Raw genomic sequence first — 17,739 nt, forward strand, 5'->3', positions numbered from 1 at the left:
GTGTTGTTAGGTTGAGTATAGGGAATTGTATGAAATTTCGCTACTTGGATATTAAATCAAACATACAGAACAGCCGAACCGATCTCTACTCCTAAAATAAGAACCTTTATAACCTAAAAGAGTAAGCATATATTGTCGCAGTAAATCACTTACATTGTGTAAGTCTTCAATTGCTGTTTGTGAATAAGTAGGATCTGAGAATGCTAATAAAATACCTTCGTGAATGATTTTATTTCGCTTTTTTAAAATAGTACTTATCTCAGCTCGTCGAATTCTAATAAATTCAAACATCCTTCTCGTCATTTCACTAGAACCACATTTTCTATACTTTTTGTGTATCCATAAACCAGTGTTTTCATCAAAACAATACTCAGTTTTGTCAGGGCATAAATGATTAAGATTTGGATAAGTTGGATGAGAAAAAGATCCACCTTTTTCTTTGTATCCCTGATCTTTGGCAAAAGTATATTTTAGATTTTCAATTAATACGTAATGCAAAATGAGTTTCGATTCTAGTGCTAAATGATACTTGTTGCCTTCACATAAATATCCAAAAACAGTGGTTAAAAGACGAGTAGCTTTAATTTTTATAAATCTTTCATAGATTTGTTCAATAAAGAATTTTATGCATTTTCCTCTATTTTCAATAATGTATTTCGGGGGATTAATTAGGATAGCTGAGCAATTTAAGGATTCTATTTTTTGGTTGCTTATTTTGTAGTTACAGCGATAAATTGGACATTGTTGGGCAAAAGATAATAGCCAACATATATTATCTATTGTTTCTAAAACTTTTTCGATTTCTTCTTTAGGAATATTGTTAATACTGACAGTAGTAGTGATTAATGTTTGATTGCAAAAATTAATAGGTTTTAGATTAATATCATGTTGTTTGAATTTAAAACTATAACCATTGCAGGTTATGATCGTCGTATCTTTATATCCATGACCTGAATCATTAACTGAAAACTCCTCACCAGTCATAAACAGATTTATAAGATCAGCTTCTAAATTTATCATTATCCATTTTTTATGAAAAACCCCACTAATTTATAGCGGGGTTTTGTTTAAACTTCAAGCAATTAAAGCTTAGTGCTGTAACACCGAAATATCAGCCACTTTTGTAAACAAGTCACGAAGCTGAGCAAGCATACGTAAACGGTTTGCTTTCAGGTCAGCATCATCAGCCATCACCATTACGCCGTCAAAGAATGCATCCACTGGCGCACGAAGAGCAGCAAGTGCAGACAACGCAGCAGTGTAGTCTTTAGCAGCAAATAACGGCTCAACCACAGGCGCAATTTTAGCAAGTTCAGCGAACAATGCTTTCTCAGCATCTTCAACCAGATTCGCTTCAACCACAGCACCTTCAGGTGTTGCTTCTTTTGCAAGAATATTCGCAACACGCTTGTTGGCAGCAGCAAGGGCAGCAGCTTCAGGCAAGGCACGGAAGTGATTGACCGCATTGACACGCTTGTCAAAATCAAGCGGTGATTTAGGCGATAACGCTTGAACTGCTTGAATCACATCAACTGCAACGCCTTGATCTTCGTATTTGGCACGGTAACGACCTTCTAAGAATGCAACAGCATCATTTAAAGTCTTGTCGTGATCTTTCAATACATCGCCATAAGCAGCTAAAGCAAGTTTGATCAAATCTTCAATTGATACATCAAGTTCATTTTCAGTGACTAGACGTAAAATACCAATCGCAGAACGACGCAGTGCAAACGGGTCTTTAGAGCCTGTAGGCGCTTGACCAATACCAAAAATACCCGTCAAAGTATCTAAACGATCCGCAAGGGCAATGGTTGTACCTGTTTTGGTTTTCGGTAAAACGTCACCCGCGAATTTAGGTAAATACTGCTCGCCTAAAGACTCAGCAACTTCATCATTTTCGCCTTCAAGACGTGCGTAGTAAGTCCCCGCGATCCCTTGAAGTTCAGGGAACTCACCCACAAGTTCAGAGGTTAAATCACATTTTGCAAGAAGCGCTGCTTTTTCAGCATCTTCCGCTTTTGCACCTGTAATAGGCGCAAGTGCCACAGCCAATTTTGCAATACGTTCAGACTTGTTCCAAAGCGTACCCAATTCAGCTTGGAATACCATGTTTGCAAGTTTCTCTTTACGAGATGCAAGCGGTTGCTTTTGATCTTGTAAGAAGAAGAATTCAGCATCTGACAAACGTGGACGAACCACTTTCTCGTTACCTTCAATAATTTGTGTCGGGTCTTTCGACTCGATGTTTGACACAGTAATGAAGTAAGGTTGAAGTTTATTGTCAGCGTTCACTAAGCAGAAGTACTTCTGGTTGTCCTGCATCGTGGTGATCAATGCTTCTTGAGGAACAGCAAGGAAGCGTTCTTCGAAGCTTGCACGAAGCGCAACAGGCCATTCAACGAGTGCAGTCACTTCGTCACGAAGATCCGCAGGGACAATTGCAATGGCATTCACTTCATCAGCAAGTGCTTTGACTTGTTGATCGATGATGGCTTGACGCTCTTCAAAAGACGCTACAACGTAAGCCGCTTTTAACTTCGCTAAGTATTCGTCTGCATGCGCTAAAGTGATTGCTTCAGGTGCATGGAAACGGTGGCCATAAGTCACGTTAGCTGCTTTGTGGTCTTGAATTGTTGCATCAACCACATCGTTGTCTTTCAACAACACAACCCATTTCACAGGACGTACGAATTCAGTACGGCTTGCCGCAGAACGCATACGTTTTGCGATTGGAAGATTATCCAATGCATTTTGTAAAATTTGTGGCAATAAAACGTCAAGGCTTTGACCTTTCACGTCTTTCAAATAGCATACTTTTTCAACTTTACCGGCTTGGAAAGTTGATACTTGATCTACTGTGATGCCTTGACCACGCATAAAGCCATCAAGTGCTTTCGTCGGGTTACCTTCAGCATCAAAGGCTGCTTGTTTAGCAGGGCCGTCAAAACGTTTTTGTGTATCAGCTTGCGCAGCATCAACATTGACGATTTTAAGTGCAAGACGACGCGGTGCTGCATAAGCTTCGATCGAATCAAACGCTAAGCCAGCATCTTTTAAGCCTTTAACGGTTTCTGCATGTAGTGCATCACGTAATTTTTTCAGGCTTTTTGGTGGAAGTTCTTCACAACCCAATTCGAACAAAACGGTATGTTTAGACATTATTTGCTCTCCTTGTTTGCTTCTTTCGCTTCTGCTTCAACTTGCGCTTTTAATTGTGCCAACACTTCATCACGTAATGCAGGTTCAGCCATTGGGAAACCAAGTTCCGCACGTGCTGCTACATAACTTGTTGCAATAGAACGTGCCAATGTACGTACACGTAAAATGTAACGCTGACGTTCAGTCACAGAAATCGCGCCACGCGCATCCAATAAGTTGAAGCTGTGTGATGCTTTCACGACTTGCTCATATGCAGGAAGTGGAAGTTTCGCTTCGATCAAACGTGTTGCTTCAGCTTCGTAGAAATCGAACAATTCAAACATTTTTTCAACGTTGGCATATTCAAAGTTATAGGTCGATTGTTCCACTTCATTTTGATGGAACACATCGCCATACGTTACCGTACCGAACTGACCTTTGGTCCAAACCAGATCATAAACTGAATCTACACCCTGCAAGTACATGGCAAGACGTTCAAGACCGTAAGTGATTTCACCAGTCACTGGGTAGCATTCAACACCACCGACTTGCTGGAAGTAGGTGAACTGAGTCACTTCCATACCGTTTAACCAAACTTCCCAACCTAAGCCCCAAGCACCCAGTGTTGGAGATTCCCAGTTATCTTCTACGAAACGAATATCGTGAACTAAAGGATCAATACCGATCGCTTTTAATGAATCGAGATAAAGCTGCTGGATATTGTCCGGGTTTGGCTTAAGCACCACCTGGAATTGATAATAATGTTGCAAACGGTTCGGGTTTTCACCATAACGACCATCTTTCGGACGACGTGACGGTTGAACATAAGCGGCATTCCAGGTTTCAGGACCCAGCGCACGAAGGAAAGTCGCAGTGTGGAATGTCCCTGCACCCATTTCCATATCATAAGGTTGCAAAATGACGCAGCCTTGCTCCGCCCAGTAAGTTTGTAAGGCAAGAATTAAGCCTTGGAAGGTATCAATATGCGATATGGCGCGACTCATGGTCATCCACTTAAAATTAGAGAAAAATTGTGCTCAATTATAAGGACTTTGCAGGGGAGTGGCAAAGGGTTAATGTAGGGATACTTTTCTGAAAAAAATAAAACAGGCTTAAAGGATACGCGGCATTTAGAAGCTTACTGCGATTTTAGCTGTACTGGCCGATACAGGCTGATCTGAAAATCAGGAATAAATCAGATGTATGGCATGCTGTTAAGCGGAGAATCATAAAGTTCAACGGATCTCATACGATTGCGACTCTAAAATTAGTTTAATATTCACGCAATATAATAATGCTTAAAAATAAGGAACTTCATGACCACTTACCAAATTCAATGCCATTTAAAATACAAGGTCGTGCAACCGACAGAATTTATTTTTATGCTTCAGGCGGCACATCATCCTGATCAGAATATTCTCGAAGAAAAACTTAGCTTTAATCTGCCCGTAGCATGGCATGAATTCCAGGATACTCAGCATCAAAACCGTCATGTTCGGCTACAGGTCGAACCCTGTGAGGCTTTTGAGCTGAATTATACGGCGACAGTGGTTCGTCAACCGAGCCTCTCTCTGGAGCTACAGCAAGGTCTGAAAGAAGTGGCCATTCCTGAGCTGCCCGATGAAGTATTGCCTTATTTATTGGCCAGCCGTTATTGTAATTCGGATTTATTACTGGAAATGGCGAAACGCTCATTTGGCTGGATGACGCCGGGTTATGCGCGGGTCAAAGCGATTGAACAATGGATTTATAACAATATATTTTATGTTTCTGGCAGCACGGATCAGTTTAGTACTGCAACAGATGTGCTCATCCATCGGGCGGGCGTCTGTCGTGACTTTGCTCATTTAGGTATTGCGCTGTGTCGCGCTTTAGGCATTCCAGCACGCATGGTGGTCGGTTATGTCGAAATTGAAAAGTTTTTACCCGATTTTCACGCCATTTTTGAAGCTTATTTAGAGGGTGGGTGGGTACTGTTTGATCCGACCCGTTTGGCTCCAGTCGAAAATCTCATTCGGATCGGCACTGGAATCGATGCCGGAGATGTGGCATTTTCAACCTATTATGGTGAGGTTGAACTGTTAAAAATCCAGCCCCTGATTCAAACCTGAATGAACGAGTAGGCCATAATAAAAACGATCTAGAAAATATCTAAGCAAAATGGTTTAAAAGGATTTATTCCATTTCAGAAGTAGGCGGAGATAGCACAGCCCCTATAAAAAATCTTGCTGAGTATTTTTAAGCTAAGCGAAATATTGTTTTAAAAAGCCTGCATTCGCGAATGATGAAAAGATGTAAAACACAGATGCCTTTCATCGGGCTTGGTTCTATAATGCCCAAAATCTATAAACAATAAGATTAGGCGCACTGTGTTTCACTCCCATCTCGACTGGCTCAATACCTTAAAACCGAATTTCAAAGTTCTTCCACTCAAAGACCGTTTGCTCTGCGGAGTTGGAGCACTATTGGGTTTGGTGGTTTCATCTTTGTTGAGTTTATGGATTCTGGGGGATTTTGAAGCCTGGTATATTGCCCCGATGGGCGCATCCTCGGTATTACTGTTTGCAGTGCCAGCCAGTCCTCTGGCACAGCCCTGGAATATTCTGGTCGGAAATACCATTGCTGCGGTGATTGGCGTGAGCTGTGCCTTGTTGATTGCCAGTCCGACTGAGGCTTTTAGTGTAGCCGTGGCCTTGGCGATCGTCCTGATGATGACCACAGATTCCCTGCATCCACCGAGTGGCGCCGTAGCGATTACCGCCGTGCTGGGTGGCCAGCCAGTACATGAACTGGGTTATGCCTTTGTATTTTATCCGGTGCTGCTCAATTCAATTCTGCTGATGATCATCGCCATTGTATTTAACCGGATGATTGGAAAGGATTATCCGCAGCAGGCGCAACTAAATACCCGCTCCAAAGATCCTACGCCCACCCAGAAAGTCACCATTCAACCGCAGGATATTCAGGAAGTCCTGGATCAGCGTACCGAGCTGCTGGACATCAGTGAATATGACCTGCAAAAAATTATTCTGGAGGCACAAAACCGCGCCAATGCGCGTGCAGTGCATGAATTTAGCTGCCAGGATATTATGACGAAGGATGTGGCAACGTTGCATGAAAATGATGATATCCAGCACGCACTGGACAAATTCAAGCAGATGAACCTAATGAGCCTGCCCGTCGTTAATGCCGATGAACAACTGGTCGGTACACTGGCAATGTATCAGGTGGTGGAATGGTTCAAACGCGCTGCCGATGTCCGTAGCAGCTGGGAGCATCAGGTCAAACATATCATGACCCGTAAGGTGATTACGGTACAGCCTTTACAGCCGATTCAGGATCTGGTTCCGTATTTTGTCGAGCGTTCCTTCAACTATATTCCGGTGGTGAGCGAGCAGAAATTGGTGGGAATTATCAGTCGGGCAGACATGATTGCCGCACTGAATCAGGAACTGAATCATTTTAAAATGAAAGCTTAAAACCGGATTAAAATGGAATATAAGCGACCATGCCTGATCAGGTCTGGTCGGCTTGCCAGCTGAGAAAACTGTAAAACAGTGCCATCGTCAGGGAAAAATACAGCAGAAACAAAAAATGAGTACTCAAAGCTTCGCTTGGAGGATGCGAGATGTAGGCCAGAATCAGGGTTCCCAGTATGCAGCTTAGTAAAATCGTGAGGATATTAAACAGCTGATAATGGCGTAGCAGCAGGTGAGTCACTAATAGGAAAGGGAAGACCATCATCCAGTAAGTCAGGCAGACAAAAAAGCTAATCAAAAGCGCTGAAAACAGGCTTCTGAAAATGGAGAAAACCCCATAGCTGGCTTCATTAAATAGCGCATAAGGGAATAAAACTACAGCGATGATCAAAGGGGCAAGCGCGAGGTTAAGCGTCATTTTCCAGGGAGAACTCTGGATCGGTTGAGAGATTAAGTGAAATATCCTGGCCAATATCTGTTTGCCACTTTTTGATGTTTTTAATATAGGGACTTTATCTTTATCATTGTTAAATACATATCATTTTTCGATGAGAGAAAGATTTAACATATAGGCGATTAATACGACAAAGCACACCGGAGTGTGCTTTGTAGATGGTGTGATGCTTAAACTTTAATGATTAAATAAAGAACCAGTAAATAAACAGTGAAATAATAAAGATACACATAATATTCAGTACAAAACCGACTTTCATCATTTCGCTTTGCTGGATATGACCGGTTCCAAAAACAATCGCATTGGGCGGGGTAGCTACCGGCAGCATAAAGGCACATGAGGCACCAATACCAATGACAATCACCAGAATTTCTTTGGGCATGCCCATCTGATCCGCAATTGCGGCAAATACTGGTACCAGCAGGGCAGCCGAAGCGGTATTACTGGTAAATTCAGTCAGGAAGATAATAAAAGTAGCGACTACAAAAATAATCATCAGCGGGGAGGCATCGCCAAAGGCATTGGCCAGAGTTTGCCCCAGTACTAGCGAACTGCCTGAATCCTTCAGAATGGCACTCAAAGTCAGACCACCACCAAATAGGTACAAGACCCCCCAGTCGGTATTTTCTGCAATCTGTTTCCAGCTTGCGGTACCCAGAATCACCACCATACAGGCAGCCAAAATTGCAATCCAGGTATCCGGCTGGGAAATACCAAAAATTTCGGTGAATTTTTTACTGAAAATCCAGGCAATTGCAGTACAGAGAAAGAGGATCATGGTGGCTATACGGGTGCCGGTCCAGGGAATGTCTTCGGTCACAAATTGTACTTTATGATTTAGTTTTGGACGTAGTACTAGATATAAACTGACCAGCATGGCGGGAAGAATAATGAACATCATCGGCAAGCCGATTTTCATCCAGTCGGCAAAATCATAGCCAAGTGCCTTGGCGGCAATGGCATTCGGAGGTGAACCGACCATGGTGCCCAGTCCGCCAATACTGGCTGAATAGGCAATGCCGAGCAGGATAAAGACAAAAGTTTTACGATCCTTGCTGACATCCAGATGTGAAAGCAAGCCTAAGGCCAAAGGCAGCATCATGGCAGCAGTCGCCGTATTGGAAATCCACATGGACAGCAGCGCCGTCACCACAAAAATCGCCAGTACAGAAATGCCCAGATGCCCTCTGGACATGGAGATGATCCACATGGCAATTTTCCGGTCCAGTTTCTGGATATGCAACGCCGTTGCCAGCGCAAAACCACCAAAAAACAGGAAAATGACAGGATCGGCAAAAGTGGCCAAAGCGGCTTGTGTGGTAATCGGAACCAGTTCCTCACCAGAGGCCATTGGCATGGCCAGCAATACCGCCATCACGGGGATGAGTAAAGCTGTAATCGTGATATGAATGGCTTCAGTCAGCCATAAGATACCGATAAAGGCTAAAAGGGCCAGTCCTTTATTGGCATTCTGGTCATAGGGCAGGTAAAGATATAAGCCATAGGCTACGATGGCTGCGACAAGAATAAGGATCCAGCCTTTCAGCAGTCCTTTGGGCATGGCATTGGTCGGGGTAGCTAGGTTGGTCTGAGTCATATGCTCTCCTTGCAAGGTGTTTATTTACGTCATTTTTATATGCCAGCTTTGAATTTGTAATTTTGATTTGTTTAAAAAATATCCTATTTAAAGATACTATAACCAGATTGTTGCAATAATCCAGCACTTTGCCAGAGAGCATACAAGCCCAAACCCAGAAGTAAAGCCAGGACAATCCATTTGAAGTGCTGCTGAGATAAACGATGGCGTATTTTGCCTCCAATCCAGACACCAGCAAGGGCGAATAAGCTGATCCCGATCAGAATATGCTGTTGATGGGTTTCCAGTGTGATCAGAATTGGAAACAGTAAAACCAGCTGGATCAGTTTACCGGCAATGAAATTGAGATTACTGATAATGACAATATCTGTTTTAGAGAGTTGGCAACTCATCAGATACATCATCAGAAAAGGTGCCATGGCATTGGTTGCACCTCCAATAATGCCGGCCAGTAAACCAAAACAGAGCATGCTGGAAATATGCGGACTAACTTGTAAGGGGCGTGCCCGTAACTGGTCCAAGACATAAAATATAATTACCAGACCCAATAACAGTTTTAAATAAGCCTCATTTAGCCAAAGTAATAGCTTGACCCCGAGTACACTGCCGACCAGGCTACTAAGCATTAATGGCCAATAACGTTTTATATAATAGCCAATACTATTCAACAGGCTATGCGCAGGGTCAGCATTCAGCATGATCAGATTCAGCAGCAGGCAGGGCAGAATGACAAGCGTAACCGCGATACTAAGCGGATATGCACTGGACAGAACAGCCGTACTCATCATGGGAAAGCCAAAGCCGCTTAAACCATGCAGCAGGGCTGCTAAGGCACAGAGCCACAGCATCATCCATTCTGCCTGAGTCATGTGAAATCCATTTCAAAAATTGGAATCTTGAACTTATCGTGAATTCAACTAAGAAAGAAAGTGAAAAGCTGTAATACAGCAAAGAAATAACAAAAAATATAGGCAAAAAAAGCCACGATAACTTGGGGAAATTACCGTGGCATCAAAATTTCATCCCATTTAACCGGGGTGAAAGAGGAAGCTCTGCGATGAAACTGGTTAAGAACGCTTGTTAAAAATGACTGTACAGCTTAATAGCGTTTATCCTGATTCACTGTACGCACAGGATTTTGATAGCCCTGAGGTTGATGAACGCTGTCATGATCAATTCTGTACTGTTTTTTCGGCATGATTAACCACAGCACGAGATAAACCAAAATACCCGGGAATGCGGCACTCATGATTGAAATCACCACAAAAATCAGACGTAATAAATTCGCGTTCCAACCAAAACGTTCAGCAATACCACCCATCACACCTGCAATCATGTTTGAGCGGTTAGAGCGATATAAACCAACATTGGCCATTAAAATCTCCTGATTAAAAATAGGTTTGAATCCTAAAACGGATCCATACTTAAAGAAATGGAGTTTGCTTAAGCTTTTTAAAGTGCTGATTAAAAATAAAATCGTTAAGTAATGTTAATAAAGATTAAAACCAGATCTAAGAGCTACTAACATAGTGAAAATTCTATTGAACTCTTGTGTAAAGTTCAGCAGCTTTGCTGTGTGCTTTTTGCTCGCCATGTTTCCTATTTAGGTTTATTAAAAATGAAATTGGATGTATCACGTTGTACATTAAGCAGTTTTTTTAAATGTAGCCTGGTGTTGGGGAGTATAGTGATTTTGCAGGCTTGTGATCAGCAACAAGTCAAACCTGAACAGGAAAGTCAGGCGGCCTCAGAAGAGGGTGTTAAAATTTCCGCTGCCAATACGAAGGCCGATGTAGTGACCGTCAGTGCCAAATCCTTAACTCAGGTCGCAGGGCAGGCGACTCTTCCGGCAGAAGCTGATTTAAACCCTGCAACTGTACCAGAGGATGCCAAGGCGTTTATAGGCCGTTATCATACTGAAATTGATTGTGATGGCCGCTTTGCCCCTTGCACTGAAGGCAAGGCAGAATTTATTTTAACTCTGATGCCGGACGGTACCGTGCATCGCAGCATTTTACAGTATGGCAAAGTATTTATTGATAATACCAAAAACAGCACGGCTCACAATATCACCTACCGTAAAGACCGCTGGTTTATCAATCCGGAACGTACCGATGTGGTGGTGAATCGCAAAGAAGGGGCGAGCTTTTACTATAAGATTAAAGATTCAAATCACTTAGTCATGAATCTGGAAAAAATCTATAGTGAAAAGGAAAGAACCAACCGGGAATTATTTGATCGCGGTTATCCGGCACCTTCAAAAGCCTATGAACTGGTCAAAGACACATCCTTTCATATTCAAAAATAATGCCCGATAAAAATCGGCTGATCTGGTCGAAAGCTTAATTCAAATATGATTTAGATTAGACAATAAAGGCGAGTGGTGGGAACGCGTGAGCATAAAATCTAGGCGCAGAAATACACGACCAAAACATCGCAATTTAATTAAAATATCATGAGGGGAATTAGAGAAACATTCTAAGGAAAGAATGGTGGGTCGTCCGCGATTCGAACGCGGGACCAACGGATTAAAAGTCCGCTGCTCTACCAGCTGAGCTAACGACCCTGAGGAATAAAAATGATGACCATTTTTATGACGCAAGAGTGTGGTGTACTTTTACGTGATCCTTTCGGAAGATGGTGGGTCGTCCGCGATTCGAACGCGGGACCAACGGATTAAAAGTCCGCTGCTCTACCAGCTGAGCTAACGACCCATCAAGGAATATCAAATAAGTGGTGGGTCGTCCGCGATTCGAACGCGGGACCAACGGATTAAAAGTCCGCTGCTCTACCAGCTGAGCTAACGACCCTGAACCATCATTCAAACCAGGTTTGAATGTGCAGTGCAAGTCAAGCTAAATAGCTTAAAGCACCACTTTGTTTGATGGAGCGTATTGTAGCAAGATCTCATTTCAGCGCAAGCAAAAAATAACAAAGTTGCCCATGTTTGATTATAAATACAACAATTATGCTTTATCTAAACAAAAAATAGGCAACTTCAGTACTTAGAAGCGATATTGATAGGCCTGTATATTGGCAAAAATCTCTGCGGTGAGCTCAGAATATGCCGTTGCACTTGGCAATAATACCAGCAAGCGTTCATCGGTTTTACTCGGATCAAATGCTTGCTCTTTCAATTTATTTTTCTGGTATTTAAAGGTACCTGTAGTTTCAACCTGCTGTTGTATACGTAAAAATACCGGTATCGCATAAGCTGGCAAGCATTTTTTAAAGCAAGCGGCCATGGCTGCTAAATCTGCATCATCCAATTTTACATCGGGTTGCAGGGTAATCGCGGCCATACCGGCACGACCATTGGTATTGGGAATTTCCACGCCATAGACCACTGCTTCAACGATTTTGTCATACTCAGTCAGCATATTTTCCACTTCAGTGGTGGAAACATTTTCACCTTTCCAGCGGAAAGTATCGCCTAAACGATCGACAAACTGCGCATGACGGAAGCCGATATTGCGCACCAGATCTCCGGTATTGAAATAAGCATCACCTTGGGTAAATACATCCTGCATGATCACTGACTTGTTTTTTTCCGGATCGGTATAACCATCAAAAGGTGAGCGGCGGGTAATTTTACCAATCAGTAAACCGGTTTCGCCTTTTTTCACCCTTTTGCAATGGCCTTTAGCGTCCCGTACCGGCTCATTTTTATCTTTATCAAAGGCAATAATCGCATACGGTGTGGGTGAGAAACCGACAGTATTGTCAAAATTGAAAATATTGCTAAAACCGACATTGCCTTCACTAGAGGCATACAGTTCCAGCACTTCCTGAATGCCAAAACGGGATTTAAATTTATCCCAGATATTTGGGCGCATGCCATTCCCAATCATCTTAGTCACGCGGTGACCTTTTTCCAGTTCAGATGGGGGAGCATCCATCAAATAGCGGCACAGCTCACCGACATAACCAATCGCAGAGGCATCAAATTTTTGCACATCCTTCCAGAAAGAAGAGGTCGAAAATTTACGGCGAATAGCCAGGGTGCTGCTACCCGCAATGACACCGCACCAGCACACCACCATGCCTGTGGCATGATAAAGTGGCAGGGTACAGTACATCACATCATCTTTATTGAGATTCAGCACATGCCCATAGGTGCCATAAGCCAGCGTCCAGCGACCATTGGTAAAGATCACCGCTTTAGGTAGACCCGTGGTGCCCGAGGTGTAAATATAGAACAGCCCGTCTTTGCCCTGTACCGAATGAGTAGTTGATGGATTGAATTTGGGAGCAAGATCGGTTTTTTCAGCCAGGTTGATAAAGCCTTCAGGCGCCTGACCCGGATCGGCTTGAGTGTTTTGATCTGCAAACCAGTGCAGGCGGTCACTGCTAATATTCAGGTCATTACAAATCTCGTTGACTGCATGACGACACTCTTCACCCACAATCAGGGCAATCGGTTTGACCAGATTGATACTGTGCGTCAGCACCTTGCCGACTTGAGAGGTATTGACCAGAGCGGTGGTCACACCCAGTTTAGCCAGACCAATCACGCTGGCAATCAGCTCAGGGCGGTTCTCGACCATGACAGCAACAACATCACCTTTCTTGGCGCCCAAGGATAGATAGAAATGGGCAATCTGGTTGGCCCAGGCATTGAGAGCAGCATAGCTATAGCTTTGCTCTTCAAAACGCAAGGCAATGCCTTCCGGGTTACGCTTGGTGGCTTTTTCAAAAGCCAGACCCAGGCCGGCCGGTGTGTTCGGAGTACGTAAATATGCCTGTCTTAGACCAGTGAGCAAATTGGGCACTTTGGTCAAGAAAGCCGGGATTTTGGCAGCGACATCTGCAATCCCAATCAGATCGTGTGGTTTCATTTGGGTCATGAGAATCCTATTTATTTTTCGTATCCGATACGTTCAATTTATATACAGTAGACGAGCTATCCATCTTTTAGCGTTAAAACACTAGTGCAATCAACCTATTCTGACTAAATCTAGCAAAAAAAAACCTAGTCACCGAAATGACTAGGTTTTTTTAGATGACTGCAATTGAGCAAATTATGATTCAGTTGCAGTATTGGCTTTTTTCGGTGGACGACCACGTGGACGACGTGGACGAGCAGCCTGTTTCTCCGCTTTTTCAGCTTCGCTGGCTTCAGTGTCTTCTGTTGTTACTTCGGCCTGATCCTGGGCTTCTGTAACAGGAGCTTCTGATTCAGCATTTGCTTCAACTGGCGCAGCATCTCTAGGTTGAGCTTCAGTCACTGGAGCCGCTTCTGTAGGAGCTGTATCTACTGGTGCCGTAGTTTCAGTTGCTTGTTCAGCTGGCTGAGCATTTACGGTTTCTTCAATAGCGATTTTAGTGGCTACTGGAGTTTCAGTTGCTGCTGCTTCAGCAGACTCTGCTTGTGCTTCTGTTGCTACAGGTGCTTCTGGTACAGTTTCAACTGCCGGAGCTGTTTCTACTTTAGCCTGTTGCTTGGCTTGTTGCAGGGCCTGTTCTGCAGCCTGTTTAGCCAGACGGCGACGCTCACGTGGATCGTTTGCGACACGTTTGTCCGACACCGGTTTTGGTGGAGTTAGATCCAGAACTGGAGCAGGCTCTGCTTCAACCTTAGCTACCGTCACTTGAACATCACGGGTGACCGGTTTTTTCTCTGCGACAGGCGATGCTGCAGCCACCAGACTCGCGTTGTACTCTTTTGTGAACTTCTCTAGAGCACGGTTGAAGGTTGGCAATAAACCAAACTGTTCAATGAGCACGGAGCAGTCTTCACCATAAACATGGCGAATCAGGCTACCAATAGTGAACTGACCCAAAGTTGGTACTTGTGACGGAGTCAACTTTTGAACTGTAGCCTGTTGAGGCTGTCCTTCACGTTGCTGACGACGACGTTGACGCGGATCGTTGCTGGCACGAGGTTTTTCAGCACTTGATTCTTCCGCTGTCACAACTTCTTCAGCAGGTGCTGTCAGTGCAGCTTCTACTACATTTTCAGCAGCGGCTTCTTCAACTGGCGCATCTGCCGGTGCAGTCACTTCAACCGCTGGCGTTACAACTGCAGCATTGTCATTCAATGCCACGATTTCGCTTTTCGCCTGGTCAATATTCACCACCATAGCAGTCGGCATCACGTCTTGACGTGGCGCATCGACCAATTCAACACGAAGCTGCTTGTCATTGACTGCTGGAACTTCAACGACTGCAGGTGCTGCTTGTTGAGCCTGCTCATTCAGCACGCTTGGATCGCGGTGGCGATTTGGACGTTCCTGACGTGGCTGGTTACGGCGGTCACGACGTGGCATTGCCTGTTGTGGCTGTTGTTCATTGTTTTGAACATCATTTTGCTGAGATGGCTCGTTGTGATGCTGACGGCGAGAATTACGCTTGTTTTCACGTGCTTCATGACGTTGCTCTTGACGAGATACCTGAACCACTTCTTCATGCACCTGATGTTGCTGAGGAGCGGAAGCTTCGGACTGAACCTGCTCACGCGGTTCTTTGTGCTTCGGATTGCGTGGTTTTTTATTGTTATGACGCGGCGCTCTTTCATCACGCTCTGCCGGTTTTTCAGCATCACGTTCCTGTTTTTGCGCTACAGTCGATGGTGCCAGATAGGCATTGCTGCTTGCCGGAGCAACCGGTTGAGACACTTGCTGTGGAGCAGGTTGTGCCACCGGTGCAGACAATTGACCGAACTGACCACGGCTCACCGCACCACCATTGATCATTTGTTCAATTGCTGCAGCTGCATTGTTGGCAGTACGCGATTGATCAACAGTCGCAGCCTGTTTTTGAACAAACAGGTTTTCTAACCAGGCACATGGGCTAGATGCAGGAGCAGCAACTTGTGCTTGGGCAGGAGCTTGTTGTGCAACAGGTGCTTGCTGTACATTTTGGTTTTGCTGGTTACGGCGTTTATTGTTTCTGCCGTTGTTTTGCTGTTGAGCAGGCGCTGGTGCAGCAGCATGCGTATGTTGTTCTTCTTCTAAATGCCATTCAGATGACTCATAGCCCAACTCTTTTTCACTTGAACGCGTAGCTTCAGTACGTTCATAGCTGGTTGGTGCAAAGCCTTCGGCATTATAAGTAATTTCATAATGCGGTGTTTCCAGATGCGGATGCGGCAACACAGTCACACGTACATTTGAAGTCTGTTCTAAATAGACCAAGGTGTGACGTTTTTCATTCAATAAGAAGGCAGCAATTTCGACTGGAACTTCGACTTGAACTTCACCATGACGTTCACGTAGCGCGATCTCTTCCACTTTACGCATAATCGAAAGTGATAAAGAACGAAGATCACGAACCATGCCGGTACCATGGCAGCGTGGGCAAACGTAGCCAGTCGCTTCTTCAAGAGAAGGACGCAGACGTTGACGGCTCATTTCCATCAAACCAAAACGTGACAATTGACCGAACTGGATACGGGCACGGTCACTTTGCGTCGCTTCACGCAGCTTCGCTTCCACCATACGCTGGTTGCGGTCTTTAGTCATGTCGATAAAGTCGATCACCACCAGGCCACCGATATCGCGTAAACGTAATTGACGCGCGATTTCTTCTGCCGCTTCAATGTTGGTGTTTAACGCGGTGTCTTCAACGTCGCTACCGCGAGTCGATTTTGCTGAGTTAATGTCAATTGACACTAAAGCTTCAGTTTGGTCGATTACGATCGAACCGCCAGAAGGCAATTTTACTTCACGTTCATAAGCGGTTTGAATTTGACTTTCAATCGCGAAATGCGCGAATAAAGGTTCATTTAAGGTATAAGTTTTCAGTTTTTCTAACTGACGTGGCATTACCGCTTTTACGAAGTTATAGGCTTCGTTATAGGCTTGTTCTGAGTCAATCAGGATTTCAGCAACATCATCACGCAGGTAGTCACGAATGGCACGTGTTACCACACCCGCTTCCTGATGTACCAGCATTGGCGATGGGCCTGAACTTGCCGTGCTCTGGATTTGTGCCCAAAGGTCTAACAAGTGCTGTAAGTCGAGTTGCAATTCTTCTTGTGAACGGCCAATCCCGGCAGTACGCACAATCACGCTCATACCACGTGGCACGTTCAGTGTTGCTAGCATTTCTTTCAGTTCTTCACGCACTGAACCGGAAATCTGACGGCTGATACCACCACCTTTCGGGTTGTTTGGCATTAATACCAAATAACGGCCAGCAAGTGAGATAAAAGTAGACAGGGCAGCGCCTTTGTTGCCACGCTCTTCTTTTTCCACCTGAACCAGAAGTTCGGTGCCTTCAGTGATCAGTTCACGGATATTTGAAGTTTGGCGAGGATCGGCTTTGTAATATGAATTTGCGATTTCACGCATTGACAGGAAGCCTTGGCGACCTGCACCGTATTCAACGAATACAGCTTCTAAAGAAGGTTCAACGCGAGTCACGTGACCTTTGTAGATATTGGATTTTTTTTGTTCACGGGTACGATTTTCTAAATCAAAATCGTAAAGACGCTGACCAGTGACAAGTGCAACGCGAATTTCTTCGGCATGTGTTGCATTAATCAACATACGTTTCATGGGTGTAACACCTTATAGTGATACACAGCAAAAAATCGCTATACACGTAGCGAACATCACACATCACGGATCAATGGCTCAAATCTGCAATGAATTTCATTGTGGTTTGAGTCTTTTATGACCGAGCTCTATTTAATATAGATGGGCTTCGGTTTTTGATTCACGTATTGATGATGGCAATACGGCTTCAATCTTTAAACGGATTAAAGTCACCTGAACGCTTCACTGGCGGACGAGCGGTGCATTGGATGTGTGTAACTTTCACTGTCACATTGCTCGAAGATCATCCCTTCTTTATAGAAAGTGTCTTGATACGGAATTGTCGTCGTATCTTTACAAACTGTGCAGATCCAATGCATCAACGCTGTAGCCTGAAGTCGTCTTCAGGTTGCGACTAATCTGATGTGTATCAGTTTACGTTTAAAAACCAACAAAGTTGGCGACATATTTTTTAAGACAAACTGATTTATGTACCTGAGGTACAATTAAACGCAACAGTTTGCTTTGTTTGCCGATATAATAAGCCTTCGGCGTGGCATAATTCTTTGGGGACCTTCCCGTATCATGTGA

The 17,739-nt window shown here is 44.1% G+C and carries 12 protein-coding genes and 3 tRNA genes; 3 read left to right on the forward strand and 12 right to left on the reverse strand.

Translation table 11 applies throughout. From position 1 onward, the window contains the following. Positions 1-51: 51 nt before the first annotated feature. From AC1IR0_RS06945 to glyQ, 3 genes are all read right to left on the reverse strand, one after another. Entirely contained in the window at positions 52-1,020 is a 969-nt protein-coding gene (locus AC1IR0_RS06945) for a hypothetical protein (RefSeq protein ID WP_409651727.1), read from the reverse strand. Positions 1,021-1,089: 69 nt separating this feature from the next. Continuing rightward, positions 1,090-3,159 (reverse strand): glycine--tRNA ligase subunit beta, encoded by a 2,070-nt coding sequence (gene glyS / locus AC1IR0_RS06950; protein WP_409651730.1) that lies wholly within the window; start codon positions 3,157-3,159, stop codon positions 1,090-1,092. After that, complete coding sequence (gene glyQ, locus AC1IR0_RS06955) at positions 3,159-4,142, reverse strand: glycine--tRNA ligase subunit alpha (protein WP_004278542.1); 984 nt, start codon at positions 4,140-4,142, stop codon at positions 3,159-3,161. The genes glyS and glyQ overlap by 1 nt, the downstream gene beginning before the upstream one ends. Before the next feature lie 312 nt (positions 4,143-4,454). Between glyQ and AC1IR0_RS06960 the strand changes: the two genes are divergently transcribed. Then, positions 4,455-5,249 (forward strand): transglutaminase-like domain-containing protein, encoded by a 795-nt coding sequence (locus AC1IR0_RS06960; RefSeq protein WP_409651733.1) that lies wholly within the window; start codon positions 4,455-4,457, stop codon positions 5,247-5,249. 258 nt (positions 5,250-5,507) lie between these two features. Continuing rightward, positions 5,508-6,617, forward strand: a complete 1,110-nt coding sequence (locus tag AC1IR0_RS06965) for an HPP family protein (protein WP_409651736.1) — start codon at positions 5,508-5,510, stop codon at positions 6,615-6,617. A 37-nt stretch (positions 6,618-6,654) separates the two neighbouring features. Here AC1IR0_RS06965 and AC1IR0_RS06970 read toward each other — a convergent pair whose 3' ends face one another. The 4 genes from AC1IR0_RS06970 to AC1IR0_RS06985 form a co-directional block, all read right to left on the reverse strand. After that, positions 6,655-7,035 (reverse strand): hypothetical protein, encoded by a 381-nt coding sequence (locus AC1IR0_RS06970; protein WP_409651739.1) that lies wholly within the window; start codon positions 7,033-7,035, stop codon positions 6,655-6,657. Between the two features lie 220 nt (positions 7,036-7,255). Further along, a complete protein-coding gene (locus AC1IR0_RS06975; protein WP_071850457.1) occupies positions 7,256-8,668 on the reverse strand; it encodes an SLC13 family permease in 1,413 nt (470 codons plus the stop codon). 83 nt (positions 8,669-8,751) lie between these two features. Next, on the reverse strand, positions 8,752-9,537 hold the full coding sequence (locus AC1IR0_RS06980; protein ID WP_253101981.1) for a sulfite exporter TauE/SafE family protein: 786 nt from the start codon (positions 9,535-9,537) through the stop codon (positions 8,752-8,754). Positions 9,538-9,767: 230 nt separating this feature from the next. After that, on the reverse strand, positions 9,768-10,043 hold the full coding sequence (locus AC1IR0_RS06985) for a PspC domain-containing protein (protein WP_004278536.1): 276 nt from the start codon (positions 10,041-10,043) through the stop codon (positions 9,768-9,770). 243 nt (positions 10,044-10,286) lie between these two features. Between AC1IR0_RS06985 and AC1IR0_RS06990 the strand changes: the two genes are divergently transcribed. Continuing rightward, complete coding sequence (locus AC1IR0_RS06990) at positions 10,287-10,976, forward strand: hypothetical protein (protein ID WP_004729397.1); 690 nt, start codon at positions 10,287-10,289, stop codon at positions 10,974-10,976. 182 nt (positions 10,977-11,158) lie between these two features. On the opposite strand, the gene AC1IR0_RS06995 is transcribed toward AC1IR0_RS06990, so the two are convergent. The 5 genes from AC1IR0_RS06995 to AC1IR0_RS07015 all read right to left on the reverse strand — a co-directional run bounded on the left by AC1IR0_RS06995 (position 11,159) and on the right by AC1IR0_RS07015 (position 17,169). Next, a tRNA-Lys gene (locus AC1IR0_RS06995) sits at positions 11,159-11,234 on the reverse strand. A gap of 72 nt (positions 11,235-11,306) precedes the next feature. Then, positions 11,307-11,382, reverse strand: a tRNA-Lys gene (locus AC1IR0_RS07000). 20 nt (positions 11,383-11,402) lie between these two features. Further along, a tRNA-Lys gene (locus AC1IR0_RS07005) sits at positions 11,403-11,478 on the reverse strand. 195 nt (positions 11,479-11,673) lie between these two features. Next, entirely contained in the window at positions 11,674-13,515 is a 1,842-nt protein-coding gene (locus AC1IR0_RS07010) for a long-chain-acyl-CoA synthetase (RefSeq protein WP_409651744.1), read from the reverse strand. Positions 13,516-13,689: 174 nt separating this feature from the next. Then, positions 13,690-17,169, reverse strand: a complete 3,480-nt coding sequence (locus AC1IR0_RS07015; protein ID WP_409651747.1) for an Rne/Rng family ribonuclease — start codon at positions 17,167-17,169, stop codon at positions 13,690-13,692. Between the last annotated feature and the right edge of the window lie 570 nt (positions 17,170-17,739).

The sequence above is a fragment of the Acinetobacter sp. 129952 genome (assembly GCF_056642055.1).

Bases quoted from the DNA above. Each gene is read 5' to 3' on its own strand.
- AC1IR0_RS06960 (WP_409651733.1), top strand. From the start codon at position 4,455: ATGACCACTTACCAAATTCAATGCCATTTAAAATACAAGGTCGTGCAA.
- AC1IR0_RS07010 (WP_409651744.1), bottom strand. From the start codon at position 13,515: ATGACCCAAATGAAACCACACGATCTGATTGGGATTGCAGATGTCGCT.
- glyS (WP_409651730.1), bottom strand. From the start codon at position 3,159: ATGTCTAAACATACCGTTTTGTTCGAATTGGGTTGTGAAGAACTTCCA.
- glyQ (WP_004278542.1), bottom strand. From the start codon at position 4,142: ATGAGTCGCGCCATATCGCATATTGATACCTTCCAAGGCTTAATTCTT.
- AC1IR0_RS06945 (WP_409651727.1), bottom strand. From the start codon at position 1,020: ATGATAAATTTAGAAGCTGATCTTATAAATCTGTTTATGACTGGTGAG.
- AC1IR0_RS06980 (WP_253101981.1), bottom strand. From the start codon at position 9,537: ATGACTCAGGCAGAATGGATGATGCTGTGGCTCTGTGCCTTAGCAGCC.
- AC1IR0_RS06970 (WP_409651739.1), bottom strand. From the start codon at position 7,035: ATGACGCTTAACCTCGCGCTTGCCCCTTTGATCATCGCTGTAGTTTTA.
- AC1IR0_RS06985 (WP_004278536.1), bottom strand. From the start codon at position 10,043: ATGGCCAATGTTGGTTTATATCGCTCTAACCGCTCAAACATGATTGCA.
- AC1IR0_RS06975 (WP_071850457.1), bottom strand. From the start codon at position 8,668: ATGACTCAGACCAACCTAGCTACCCCGACCAATGCCATGCCCAAAGGA.
- AC1IR0_RS07015 (WP_409651747.1), bottom strand. From the start codon at position 17,169: ATGAAACGTATGTTGATTAATGCAACACATGCCGAAGAAATTCGCGTT.
- AC1IR0_RS06990 (WP_004729397.1), top strand. From the start codon at position 10,287: ATGAAATTGGATGTATCACGTTGTACATTAAGCAGTTTTTTTAAATGT.